The 13,580-nt window shown below is 40.2% G+C and carries 10 protein-coding genes; all 10 read left to right on the top strand.

From position 1 onward, the window contains the following. Positions 1-12: 12 nt before the first annotated feature. The 10 genes from ttdA (at position 13) to citF (ending at position 13,310) form a co-directional block, all read left to right on the top strand. Complete coding sequence (gene ttdA / locus EO116_RS01255) at positions 13-912, top strand: L(+)-tartrate dehydratase subunit alpha (RefSeq protein WP_009352839.1); 900 nt, start codon at positions 13-15, stop codon at positions 910-912. Beyond that, entirely contained in the window at positions 912-1,523 is a 612-nt protein-coding gene (gene ttdB / locus EO116_RS01260; RefSeq protein ID WP_009352944.1) for a L(+)-tartrate dehydratase subunit beta, read from the top strand. The genes ttdA and ttdB overlap by 1 nt, the downstream gene beginning before the upstream one ends. 165 nt (positions 1,524-1,688) lie before the next feature. Beyond that, a complete protein-coding gene (locus EO116_RS01265) occupies positions 1,689-5,096 on the top strand; it encodes a DNA polymerase III subunit alpha (protein ID WP_127160309.1) in 3,408 nt (1,135 codons plus the stop codon). Positions 5,097-5,106: 10 nt separating this feature from the next. After that, positions 5,107-6,843 (top strand): pyruvate kinase, encoded by a 1,737-nt coding sequence (pyk, locus tag EO116_RS01270; protein ID WP_127160310.1) that lies wholly within the window; start codon positions 5,107-5,109, stop codon positions 6,841-6,843. 9 nt (positions 6,844-6,852) lie between these two features. Further along, the gene (locus EO116_RS01275; RefSeq protein WP_127160311.1) at positions 6,853-7,551 is read left to right on the top strand and encodes a Bax inhibitor-1/YccA family protein; all 699 of its coding nucleotides are present in this window, start codon (positions 6,853-6,855) and stop codon (positions 7,549-7,551) included. Between the two features lie 125 nt (positions 7,552-7,676). Continuing rightward, positions 7,677-8,579 carry a LysR family transcriptional regulator gene (locus tag EO116_RS01280; protein WP_127160312.1) on the top strand — a complete coding sequence of 301 codons (903 nt, stop codon included), beginning with the start codon at positions 7,677-7,679 and terminating at the stop codon, positions 8,577-8,579. A 476-nt stretch (positions 8,580-9,055) separates the two neighbouring features. Beyond that, complete coding sequence (locus EO116_RS01285) at positions 9,056-10,477, top strand: anion permease (protein WP_127160313.1); 1,422 nt, start codon at positions 9,056-9,058, stop codon at positions 10,475-10,477. 91 nt (positions 10,478-10,568) lie between these two features. After that, positions 10,569-10,838, top strand: coding sequence for a citrate lyase ACP (locus EO116_RS01290; RefSeq protein ID WP_009352869.1), 270 nt, complete (start codon positions 10,569-10,571; stop codon positions 10,836-10,838). Next, positions 10,838-11,770, top strand: a complete 933-nt coding sequence (locus tag EO116_RS01295; RefSeq protein ID WP_009352816.1) for a CoA ester lyase — start codon at positions 10,838-10,840, stop codon at positions 11,768-11,770. The genes EO116_RS01290 and EO116_RS01295 overlap by 1 nt, the downstream gene beginning before the upstream one ends. Continuing rightward, positions 11,760-13,310, top strand: coding sequence for a citrate lyase subunit alpha (gene citF, locus EO116_RS01300; protein WP_127160314.1), 1,551 nt, complete (start codon positions 11,760-11,762; stop codon positions 13,308-13,310). Before EO116_RS01295 ends, citF begins: the two co-directional genes overlap by 11 nt. Positions 13,311-13,580: the final 270 nt, after the last annotated feature.

The following is a 13,580-nucleotide window of genomic DNA, read 5'->3' on the forward strand; positions in this document are numbered from 1 at the left end:
TAGGAGGTTTCTATGAATAAAGAAGAACAAGTGTTACGAATGACAAAGATCGTTAGTGATTTTGTAGGCCATGTTGCTAAAGTATTACCTGACGATGTGCAAGAAAAAATTACAGAATTAGCAAATGATGAACGAAATCCGCTAGCGAAAACAATTTATGCGACTATGAAAGAAAATATGAAGTTAGCAAAAGAGTTAAGTCGCCCATCCTGCCAAGATACAGGGGTATTGCAATATTGGGTGAAAGTAGGTGCTAATTATCCATTGCTTGGTGAATTGGAAAGTATCTTGAGAAATGCAACGTATCAAGCAACACAGGAAACTCCGCTTCGACATAATTGCGTAGAAACATTTGATGAATATAATACTGGAAAAAACATTGGTACTTTAGCACCTTATATTTTATGGGATATCGTGCCAGATCGAGATGATGTTGAAATTTTTCCTTATATGGCAGGTGGTGGGTGTTCCTTGCCAGGTAGTGGTAAAACGTTGATGCCTGGAGAAGGCTATGAGGGAGTAGCAAAGTTTGTCTTAGATTTGATGACATCCTACGGATTAAATGCGTGCCCACCATTGTTAATTGGTGTCGGTGTGGCTACGTCTATTGATACAGCGGCATTACTTTCAAAAAAAGCGTTAATGAGACCAGTAAGTTCCGTAGCACCTAATGAACGAGCAGCAAAAATGGAACAATTGCTAGAAGATGGGATTAATTCCTTGCATATTGGCCCACAAGGTATGGGTGGAGATAAGTGCTTGCTAGGCGTCAATATTGAGCATGGGGCTCGTCATCCATCGGTTATTTCTGTTGCAGTTAATGTGGGATGTTGGAATCACCGCAGAGGTCATATGGTATTTGATAAAGATGGACAATGTACAATTCTATCGCATAGTGGGGTGACATATTAATGGAAAAGAAAGTATTAACAACGCCGATTCAGCGGAAAGATTTAGAAGGTATTAAAGCAGGGGACATCATTTATTTAACAGGTCATATTACGACCTGTCGTGACGTAGCGCATCGTCGGTTGATTGAATTAGGCCGTGAATTGCCTGTGGATGTACGGGATGGCGCCATCTTACATGCGGGGCCTATCGTCCGAGATCTGGGAGATGACACATTTGAAATGGTGTCTGTAGGACCTACTACAAGTATGCGTATGGAAAAATTTGAGTATGACTTTGTAAAAGAGACCGGTGTACGCCTTATTGTTGGTAAAGGTGGTATGGGACCGAATACAGAACGTGCTTGTAAAGAGTTTGGAGCCTTGCATCTAGTATTTCCTGCGGGCAATGCTGTACTAGCGGCTACAGAAGTGGAAGAAATTGAAAGTGCTAACTGGCGAGAGCTAGGTATGCCAGAAACACTTTGGACATGTCGTGTGAAAGAGTTTGGTCCTTTAATTGTATCCATTGATACAGAAGGCAATAACTGGTTTGAACAGAAAAAAGTAGAGTATAATGCGAAAAAAGAAGAAGTATTAGAATCTATCTACCAAGAAGTAAAGTTTATTAAATAATGTAAAGCCTATGTAGTTTGTTATACAGATTACATAGGCATTTTTATTTTGTAAGTATCCATGGATTGATAGATGACAAACGCTTTCACGGTACACTGAAATATGCAAATTATGATATAATAAAGGGAATGAAAGCATACCGTGTTACGTTAGTAAGGAGGGCCCATGAGACCATTTGTACATCTGCATAGTCATAGTGAATATAGCCTCATTGATGGCATTAGCCGATTGCCACAAATGGTGAGTCGTGCGAAAGAACTTAATATGCCTGCCCTAGCGTTAACGGACCATGGTAATATGTATGGTGCTATTTATTTTTATAAAGAGGCTATAGCACAAGGTATCAAACCCATCTTAGGATGCGAAGTATATGTGACCGAAGGCAGTCGTTTTGACCGCCCTGAAGGTAAGACCTATGAACGATTAAAGCATTTAATTCTCTTAGCAGAAACCATGGAAGGATACGAAAATATTGTAAAAATCGTGTCTAAGTCTTCTACAGAAGGGTTCTACCGCAAACCTCGTGCAGATAGAGAATTATTGGCAACATATAACAAAGGAATTATTGCCTTAAGTGCTTGTATTGCAGGAGAAATTCCGCAACTGATTTTACAGGACAACATTGAGGGCGCTCATCGAGCCCTCGAATGGTATATTGAGACTTATGGGAAAGAGAACTTTTTCTTAGAAGTTCAGAATCATGGAGACCCAAAAGAATTGCGTGTCCAAGATGTGCTAGTAGAGATGGCGGAGCAATATGGTGTAGGTCTAGTATGCTCCAATGACTTTCACTATGTCTATGCAGACGATGCGGAAGCTCATGATATTAAGGTATGTATTGCTACGGGTGCAAGGCGGAATGATGTAGATCGCATGAAGTTTTTCAGTAATGAGTTTTACATGAAAAGCGGCGATGAAATGGAAGAACTCTTTGGTCATATTCCAGAAGCTTTGGATAATACTTTGAAGATTGCGGAACGTTGCCATGTAGAGTTCAATTTTGATGCGCACCATTTGCCGAAATTTGATGTACCAGAAGGGGAAACAGCACATTCTTACTTGCGTAAAGTGTGTGAGTCCTATATTCCTCAATTCTATCCGGAGGTAACACCGGTATTACAAGAGCGACTCGATTATGAGTTAGGTGTTATTAGTCGCATGGGTTTTGAAGATTACTTCCTCATCGTTTGGGACTATGTTAAATATGCACGTGAACATGGGGTACTAGTAGGCCCAGGCCGTGGTAGTGCAGCAGGGTCTGTAGTAGCTTATTTATTAGGGATTACAGGTTTAGATCCTATTAAATACGATTTGCTCTTTGAACGGTTCTTGAACCCAGAGCGGGTAAGCATGCCCGATATCGATATCGACTTCTGCTATGAAACTCGTAATAAGGTTATCGACTATGTGACAGAAAAATATGGACAAGAGCGAGTGGCTCAAATTATTACTTTCGGTACCGAAGCGGCTCGTGCTGTTATCCGTGACGTAGGTCGTGTATTAGATATGCCTTTACCAGAGGTGAATCGATTAGCTAAGATGATTCCTAATGAATTGGGCATTACATTAAAAAAAGCCTTAGAAGTAAAAGAACTCAAAGACTTGTATGATACAGACGAATCCGTAAAAGAATTATTTGACCTTTGCTTGCGTTTAGAAGGAATTGCTAGAAACTCCTCTACCCATGCAGCGGGGGTTGTAATTTCAGCAGCACCATTAGATGAGTATGTGCCGGTACAAAATTCCAATGAAGATGGATTTGTGACACAATATGATAAAGATAATATCGAAGAACTAGGCCTATTGAAGATGGACTTTTTGGGACTTCGCACGTTGACTGTAATGGGCGAGGCACTGCGCTTGATTAAAGAAAATCACGGTATCGACTTAGACTTGGATGCCATCCCATTAGATGACAAGGCTTCCTGTGAAATCTTATGTAAAGGTGAAACCGCAGGGGTCTTCCAGTTAGAGTCAGAAGGGATTACAAAATTAGTAATGGATTTGAAGCCAGAACATTTTGAAGATTTAATTCCTTTAGTGGCCCTCTATCGGCCGGGACCGTTGGGATCGGGCATGGTAGAAGATTTTATCAAGCGCCGTCATAAAGAAAAAGAAGTGACCTACTTGCATCCTATATTAGAGCCTATTTTAGAGGATACATTTGGGGTTATCCTATACCAAGAACAAGTTATGCAGATTGCCTCCGCCATGGGCGGATTCTCCTTGGGACAAGCGGATTTAATGCGCCGTGCCATGGGTAAGAAAAAGGAATCTGTACTAAAAGCACAACGAGACTCCTTTGTGACTGGTTCTGTGAATAATGGTATCGATGAGAAATTGGCTAACGAAGTATTTGATCTCTTGCTATATTTCGCAGGTTATGGATTTAATAAATCCCACTCTGCTGCTTATGCCTATATTGCGTATCAAACGGCGTATCTGAAAGCCCATTATTTCCCAGAGTTTATGGCAGCTACTATGACTAGCTTTATGGGTAATATGGATAAAATGACGAATTACATCAATGTGTGTAAAGCGAAACAAGTGGCTGTATTAGGACCAGATATTAACCATTCAGAGCGTATGTTTACCGTACAAAATGGACAAATTCGTTTTGGTTTAGGTGGTATCAAACATGTAGGTGATAATGCGATCGAAGAATTACTAGCAGAACGTAAGGCAAATGGGCAATTTACATCCATTGTTGATTTCTGCGAACGTATACCATACCGTGTGGTCAATAAGCGTTTGTTGGAAAGTTTAATTCGATGCGGGGCTATGGATTCTTTCAAAGAAAATCGAAATCAGCTGTTACAGATTTATGAACAAGCCCAAGGAATTGGTTCTAAAGGGCAAAAAAATAGTGCTTTAGGGGCGGTGAGTCTCTTTGCGGAGGTAGAGGAAATGGAAACCATCCATGTTCCAGACTTGCCAGACTTGCCTAAAGAACTAAAGCTGAAAGATGAAAAGGAATATACTGGTTTTTATATTACGGGCCATCCTTTAGATGCCTATCGTGATGAATTGGAAGGACTATTTCAATTAGGTCGGTTAGCAGAAAATCCAGAGGATTTTGATGGCAAAACTGTTACGATTGGTGGATTGATTACAGAAAAAGTGGATCGATTAACGAAGGCGAAACAGGAAAAAATGTGCACTTTAACCTTGGAAGATTTCACAGGCACCGTACAAGTAGTAGTATTCCCACAAGGGTATCAAAAAAGTCATATGCTATTGCAACGAGATGGTGTGGTAGCTATTGAGGGACGCATTGATGCAGATGAAAAAGGTGTGCAATGCATTGCTAGTTCCGTACAGTTATTGAAAGTAGAATATGATAAAGTACGACAGATTCGTATTCATATTGATACAGCTCATGATACACCGCAAGTGAGCCAACAATTACAAAAGCTGTTGCAAGAATTACAAGGAGATATACCAGTTACTCTATTCTTGCAACGTCAAAAGCGCAGCTTAGCGGTGAACCGTAGTTTTTATTTCACCCCATCGAAAGAGTCTATTGGGCGTGTGCAAGCCTTACTAGGGGCCAATGCAGTAGAGTTACTATAAGGAGATAGAAATGAATAAAAAGACAAAGATTGTTTGTACCATGGGACCCAGTACAGATAGTTTAGAAATGGTAGAATCCTTATTGCGAGCAGGTATGAACGTAGCACGTTTTAACTTCTCTCATGGTTCTCATGAAGAGCAAGCAAAACGTATGGAGCTCGTTCGCTTAGCCTCTACTAGAACGGGGATTCCAGTGGCATTAATGCTAGATACAAAGGGACCTGAAATTCGCCTTGGCTTATTTAAAGAAGGCAAAGTGTGCCTAGAAGAAGGACAAGCTTTCACGTTGACGACAAGAGATGTGGAAGGAACGAAGGAGATTTGCTCCGTGAATCATGCAGGATTGCCAGAAGATGTGAAAGAGGCAAAACAAATTCTCTTATCTGATGGATTAGTGACATTGCGTATTGATTCTATCGAGGGTACGGAGATTCATACGACTGTTATGAATACAGGTATGATGAGCAATCGCAAACGAGTGGCTGTGCCAGGAGTATCCTTATCCTTGCCGCCAGTGTCGGAACAAGATGAAAAAGATTTGGTATTTGGTTGTGAAATGGGTGTGGACTATGTAGCAGCTTCTTTCATGCAACGGGCCAGTGATGTAGTGGCAATTCGTCGTATTTTGGAATCCAAAGGGGCAGATGTTCGAATCATTTCTAAAATCGAAAATGAAGAAGGGCTTAATAATTTAGACGACATTTTAGAAGTCTCTGATGGATTAATGGTGGCTCGTGGTGACTTGGGTGTAGAAATTCCAGCCGAAGAAGTACCTGTATTGCAAAAAATGATGATTCAAAAATGTAATGCCGCCTCCAAGCCTGTTATTACAGCGACTCAGATGTTAGAGTCCATGGTAACCAATCCAAGACCGACAAGAGCAGAAGCTAGTGACGTTGCGAATGCCATATTAGATGGTACGGATGCGGTCATGTTATCTGGGGAAACTGCAGGTGGGGACTATCCATTGGAAGCGGTGACCACTATGGCTCGTATTGCTAAAGTAACAGAAACATCTGATTTATATGTGAATAGTAATCATACAGTACCGTTAGAAGAAGCGAAAACCACAGATGCTATTTGTTCTGCTACTGTTGAAGTGGGACGTTCTTTGGGAGCTGGTGCTATCATTACTTGCACTGAATCTGGCATTACAGCCATGAGCATTTCCCGTCATCGTCCAAACTGCCAAATCATTGCGGTAACACCACATGAGAGCGCCTTACGCCGTATGCAGTTATATTGGGGTGTAACAGCTATCCAAGGACCATCTCACTCCAATTCAGATGAAATGGTACACTGCGCTATGAGTGCCGCTTTAGGAGAGGGATTGATTCAATCTGGTGATTTAGTAGTTGTGACAGCTGGTGTGCCATCTGGCTTATCTGGCACAACGAATATGATTCGTGTTCATGTCACAGGTAATGTATTGATTAAAGGTCGCGGAGTTGGTAAACTATCTGTAACAGGACCAATCCATCACGCTGACTCTAAAGAGCCTATGGTAGATGGAAGTATTCTAGTAGTTCGTGATTTAGAACCAGAATATATGGAACTAGCAAAACGAGCTGGTGCTATTATTACAGCAGAAGAAGGATACACATCGACAGCAGCGATTGCAGGTATTCAGTTTGGTATTCCTGTTATTTTAGGTGCTCATGATCAATCGCAATTGACAAATGGTCAAGTGGTAACAGTAGATGGCATTCGTGGTAATGTCTATGAAGGTATTGCAAACGCAAGATAGGAGGTAATTATGGAGTATCGTATTCCTACACAAGCAGATACAGTGGTAGTAGAAGAAATTGTAAATCGTAAATTACGCAATTCTATGCTTTGGATGGTATGGGGGTTATTGACTACAGCCATCATTGGATTTATGGCGTTGACGAACTCTAGTTGGTTGCGCTTTGCCCATTCCAACTTTAATATCATTTTGTTAGCCGAAGTGGCGGTGGTGTTCTTATTTTCCTTCCGTCAATACACAGCGTCTAACACATTTTTGAAAGCTATGTTTTTCCTCTATTCCATCATGAATGGATTGACCTTGACCGCCATCGCGTTACACTATTCTTTTGAGGCGGTAGTATATGCTTTAACAGGGGCTGTAGCGGTGTTTGGTAGTTTTGCCTTTTTAGGTGTAGTGGTAAAAAAAGATTTGTCTGGATTAGGCACATTTTTAATGGGTGCAGTGATTGCGCTACTCATTGCTAGTTTGATTATGATGTTCTTCGGTGCTAGCGACTTTGGATTATTAGTATACAGCTATATAGCCGTAGGGATTTTCTCCTTATTTACCATGTATGATGTATATCGCATTAAATGGACCATAATGGAAGTAGCTTATGAAGATGAAAGTGTCTTGGAACGTGTTGAATTGATTGGTGCTTTAGGTTTATATCTAGATTTTATCAATATTTTCATCAATCTACTTCGCATTTTCGGTCGTCGATAATGTATCGTTAATTTGTGAGTGCACATTTATATAAGGGGGGAGCTATCAGCTCTCCCTTTTAGTATGCAAATCTTTCGATATATGAGATAATATATAATAGAATAACACAAGTAAGGAGGTTGTATATGGAAGCAAAAGAATGGCAAACCTTCGTCACAGTGGTGGAAGAAGGCAATATTACGAAAGCAGCAGAAAAATTATTTCTTTCACAGCCTGCACTAAGCTACCGATTAAAACAAGTAGAAGATATCTTAGGGCGCCCCTTATTAATTCGTGCTAATGATGGCATTGCGTTAACTGCAGAAGGTGAGCTGTATTACGATTATTGTCGACGTATGATTCGGTCACGGGAGGAATTGCGACAAAATATTGGAAAGGTGACAGGAAAAATACAAGGCACCTTAAAAATTGCTGCATCCATTAATTTTGCGGACTACGAGTTGCCTCATTTACTCAATAATTTTACAAAACAGTATCCCAAGATTCGCATCGAAGTGAAGACAGGTTATAGTTCTCACGTGAATAAAATGTTTAATTCTGGAGAAGTGATGATTGCTTTTGCCAGAGGAGAGTATAATCATGTGCCCAATGGTGTGCGTCTTTTTGATGAACCCTATTGTTTAGTGTATAAACATCCTGTGGATTACAAGGAATTACGGGATATTCCGATGATTAACTATCGCACGGATGGATCCATTGCGACAGTGGTAGAAAATTGGAAGAAAGAACATAGCGTGGGAGATGTGAGACCAGCCATGGAACTGGACTCTATGGTGACTTGTCGTCACTTCGTACGAGAAGGACTAGGTTGGGCTATTTTGCCGTATTTAGGATTAGGTAGTTGCCGTGAACATGGTATTTATGTAGAACCTTTACGGATGAAAGATGATCGTCCATTGGTACGTTCTACCTATTTGTTCCATGATGAAGTAAGCACAAAGCTAATTGCAGTGAAAACTTTCATTGATTATGTAACAGAGTATTACGAAAATCACCAAATCGTTACATTACCGGGATATACAAGCTAAAGGGGGAGGATCAAAATCTCCCCTTTTAGTATGTCCGAATGTTTTGCAATGGACAGATTGTTCTAACAGCAATTTTGATTAGTTTAGAATACTATTAACGCACCGTTAATGTATATGAAAGTAGCAATTATCATAGATATATATCATGAAAATAGGAACAATTTAGTAGGAATAATATAAAAACCGCATGATACCTATGTTTACAATGTATTCTCTAAATGCATACATGAAGACTTTTTGAGGATAATAAAATTTTTATAAGCCTTATAAAGGATTTTTATTTTTACCTTCTGAAATGATTGGATATAATGAGAGCGTAAAAAGACCTAGACATTTGCACGTTCTAGTATTCTAGTAAGTGGTGAACCGCCCTTATATACATTCATATATATATATTAAGTTTCACGTTTATAGAAAGTAAGAGTGCAAGCAACATAGGCAATGTATTTATATCTTATGTAGTAAGGAGACACAAGATGAACAAAAAAGTAATCAATGCTTTGATTATGTTGTTAATCCCAATCGTGATCTGGTATAGCCCAGCTCCAGAAGGATTAGCAGATGGTGCTTGGAAACTATTTGGTTTCTATTTAGCAGCTATCGTAGGCTTAATTTTGAAGCCATTTCCAGCTCCTGTTGTAGTATTATCCGCTATCGCAGGTTCTGCATTATTTTTAGGTAACACAAAAGCAGTTCTTTCTGGTTATGCAACAACAACAGCATGGTTGGTATTCTCTGCATTTGCTTTATCTGTAGCATTTGTAAAGACTGGCTTAGGTCGTCGTATTGCCTACCATCTAATCAATGCATTTGGTGGTACAGTACTTCGTTTAGGCTATGTAACAGCATTGCTTGACTTTGTTGTATCCCCTGCAACACCATCTAATACAGCTCGTTGTGGTGGTATCGTATTCCCAATTATGAATGCAGTGGCAAAATCCTTAGGTTCTGAACCAGGTGAAACAGCTAATAAAGCTGGTCGTTTCTTAATGGTTAATACGTACATGGTAACAAAAGTTACGTCCTTAATGTTCTTAACAGCCATGGCACCTAATGCATTGGCGGGTGACTTCATGGCTAAAATGTTAGGTGTACATTTAGATTGGGGCTTATGGGCTCTAGCGATGATTGTACCAGGTATTGCTATGTTATTAGTAGTTCCATACATCACGTACTTGTTTAACAAACCAACTATGACAACAGTAGACAATAAAAAAATTGCTGCTGAAGGGTTAGCGGAATTAGGACCTATGTCCCGATCTGAAAAAACATTGGTTGGTATCTTTATCTTCGCTTTATTAGGGTGGGCATTGCCTTCCATTTTGGCAGCATTCGGCATTAAATTCAAAATTGATGCTACAGCTGTGGCAATTGTATCCATGGTAGCTTCCTTCTGCTTGGGTGCTATTAAATGGGATGATATGGTTGCTAATAAAGGTGGCTGGAACACATTGATGTGGTTCGGTGGTATCATCGGTTTATCTGATGCATTAGCTAAAGCTAAATTCTTCGAATGGTTAGCAGATGTAATGCAAACACATCTTCATTTTGGAGACAATGGATTTGTAGCACTTGTTATTATCGGAATTATTTCCGTAGCAATTCGTTACTTATTCGCATCTGGTTCTGCTTATGTAGTAGCAATGCTTCCAGTATTCTTGGCAGTAGGCCCTGCAGCTGGTGTAAACCCTATGGCATTAGCATTAGTATTGTGCGCATCTAATTCCTATGGTGGTGCATTAACACATTACGGCGGCGCGGCAGCACCTATCGTATTTGGCGCAGGCTATAACGATGTAAAAGATTGGTGGATCACTGGCGGTGTAGTAGCAGTCATTTGCTTAGTGCATACATTCGTAATTGGTTATCCATGGTGGGGTATGTTAGGTATCCTATAATATAAATTGGATCATGTGAGTCAGGATCTACAGGGGTATTTCCTGCGGACCTGGCTTTTCATGATGTTGTTATGCATAGAAAGGATTAACTATGAAACATCTAGTGAAAGCAGCTATGGCTGGCTTTGATGAAAAAAATGATGTATTGGTGACAGTGGAACCAATTGCATCTGGTATCGAAGTAGAATTAAAATCAAAAGTTGAGCGTGCCTACGGTAAGCATATTCGTGCTTTCATTGAAGCCACTGTAAAAGAAGCAGGCTTCGATGGCGTGAAAGTAACAGCTATCGATAAAGCAGCTTGGGATTATACGATTAAAGCCCGTGTATTGGGTGCATTAGAAAGAGGGAGCGAAGCATAATGAGCCAATTAACTGAATTAGCAAAAAAACGTTTATCTCGTTCCATGATGTTCGTGCCTGGTAACACGCCTAAAATGATCAACAGCGCTGATATCCACGGTGCAGACTCCATCATGTTTGACATTGAAGACTCCGTAGCAGTCACTGAAAAAGATACAGCTCGTTTACTAACAGCAGAAGCTTTGAAAACTTTAAAATTCAAAGGTGAAACAGTGGTTCGTATCAACCATCCAACACAAACTCCATATGGTTATGCTGACCTTGATGTCATCGTACCAGCAAAACCTGACTTGATTCGTCTTCCAAAAACAGAAGATGTATCTGAAGTAGAAATTGTTGCTAAGAAAATTGAAGAAGTAGAAAAAGCGAACGGTTGGGAAGAAGGTACTATCAACATTATCGTAGCTATCGAATCCGTAAAAGGTCTATACAATGTACGTGAAATCGCACAAGGTCCTCGTGTAGTAGCGATTGCTCTTGGTGCAGAAGATTACCGTGCTGACCTTCGTACAGGTAAACATAAACCAGCTCATGAATTGTTATTTGCTCGTCAAACCATCCTTCATGCAGCTCGTGAAGCAGGTATCCGTGTACTTGACACAGTATTCTCCGATGTGAAAGACCCACAAGGCTTCCGTGAAGAAGTAGAATTCATTAAAGCCCTTGGTTACGATGGAAAATCTTGCATTCACCCAAGCCAAATCAAAATTATCCATGAAGTGTTTACGCCAGATGAAAAAGAAATTGCGCATTCTGTAAAAGTATTGAACTCCTATGCAGAAGCACTTCGCAACAATAAAGGCGTTATCGCTGTAGATGGTAAAATGATTGACGGTCCTATCGTAGTACGTGCACAACGCGTGGTAGATAAAGCCCGTGCAGCAGGTATCAAGGTAGAACTTGAGGAAGGAGCAGAAATCGATGTTAAATAAAATTGGTCGCGACATTCCTATGGAATTAGAATGCCTTCAAGGTCGTCGTGTATATGAAGGTCAATTCGCTATGACAGAAACTGGTACACGTGCAGGTAAACCAGTGAAACTTCACACTCCAGGTGAAAATAAATTACTAGGATCCATCGATGAAGCTATTGAAAAAGTAGGCTTGAAAGATGGGATGTCCATTTCCTTCCACCATCATTTACGTAATGGTGACTATGTAATGAAACTTGTAATGGACCGTGTACAAGCCAAAGGAATCAAAGATATTACAATCCTTAACTCTTCCTTGGCTCCTTGTCATGAGTTCTTAATCGATATGATTAAAGATGGCACAGTAACAGCCATCGAAACATCTGGTCTTCGTGATGCATTGGGTAAATTCTTAAGCTTGAACCCAGGCGTATTAAAACGCCCAGTAGTGATTCGTTCCCATGGTGGACGTGCTCGTGCCGTTTGCACTGGGGAAGCTCATATTGACGTAGCTTTCATGGGCGTACCTGCTTGTGATCGCCGTGGTAATGCCACAGGCCGTAAAGGTAAATCTGCTTGCGGTGCTTTAGGCTATGCTATGGTTGACTCTCATTATGCAGATCAAACTGTATTGTTAACAGATAATTTAATTGACAATGTATACCCAATCTCCATCCCTCAAACAGATGTAGATTACATCGTAGAAGTAGAGGCTATTGGTGATCCAGAAGGTATCGCATCTGGTGCTGTGGGAATTACGAAAAACCCTGTACAAATTAAAATTGCGGAAATGGCAGCAGAATTCCTTGATGAAGCTGGTATTATCCAAGAAGGTTTCTCTTTCCAATTGGGCGCTGGTGGAGCTCCATTGGCAGTAGCTAAATTTATCGGCGAAAAATTAGAGAAAAAAGGCGTTGTTGGTGGATTCGGTGTTGGCGGTGCTACAGGCGTACTAGTAAGCATGCTTGAAAAAGGTCACATCAAAGCGATTTATGATACACAAACATTTGATACAACAGCAGCGGCATCTTTGGATACAAATCCAAATCATATCGAAATGAGCGCATCCATGTACGCAGACCCTACAACAGACTGCATGACAAACTACTTAGATGTAGTATTCTTGGGCGCTACAGAAATCGATACAGATTTCAACGTAAACTGTATGACTGACTCCAACGGTATCTTGATGGGTGCTTCTGGCGGTCACTCCGATACAGCGGCAGGTGCAAAAGTAACTGTTATCACTTGCCCATTAATTCGTGGTCGCTTACCAATGATTCGTGAACGTGTGGAAACAGTTATCACTCCAGGTGAAAGTATCGACGTGTTGGTAACAGAACGTGGTATTGCAATCAATCCAAATCGCCAAGATTTGATCGAACGATTCAAAGATTCTAACTTACCAATTTATACAATTGAAGAGTTACAACAAATGGCGTACGACATGGTTGGTAAACCAGAAGGTATTGAAGTATCTCAAGACCCTAAAGATGTAGTAGCCATCATCGAATATCGTGATGGTTCTATCATTGACGTAGTACGTAAACCATTGCTATAAACTGCATAAACAAGTACATGAAAAAGACTAGGCTTTCGAGCTTAGTCTTTTTTAGTATTGCCTAAATATGATATAGTGAAAGTATAGGACATATCAGGTTTTGGGATGTGGTCATTATGTAATAGGGGTATTGCTATGAAAAAAGAAAGAAGAAAGAAGGAAGAAAGAAGTTTTTACTTATAAAACAACCTATGATGTGGTATATAAAATTGATGAAATTATTTTTATTGGGTGATGAAGAATGCGAAAAGTGTATGTATGGTTTTTAAT

It is taken from the genome of Veillonella sp. VA137 (assembly GCF_003992015.1).
In the GTDB taxonomy this organism is placed as follows: domain Bacteria; phylum Bacillota; class Negativicutes; order Veillonellales; family Veillonellaceae; genus F0422.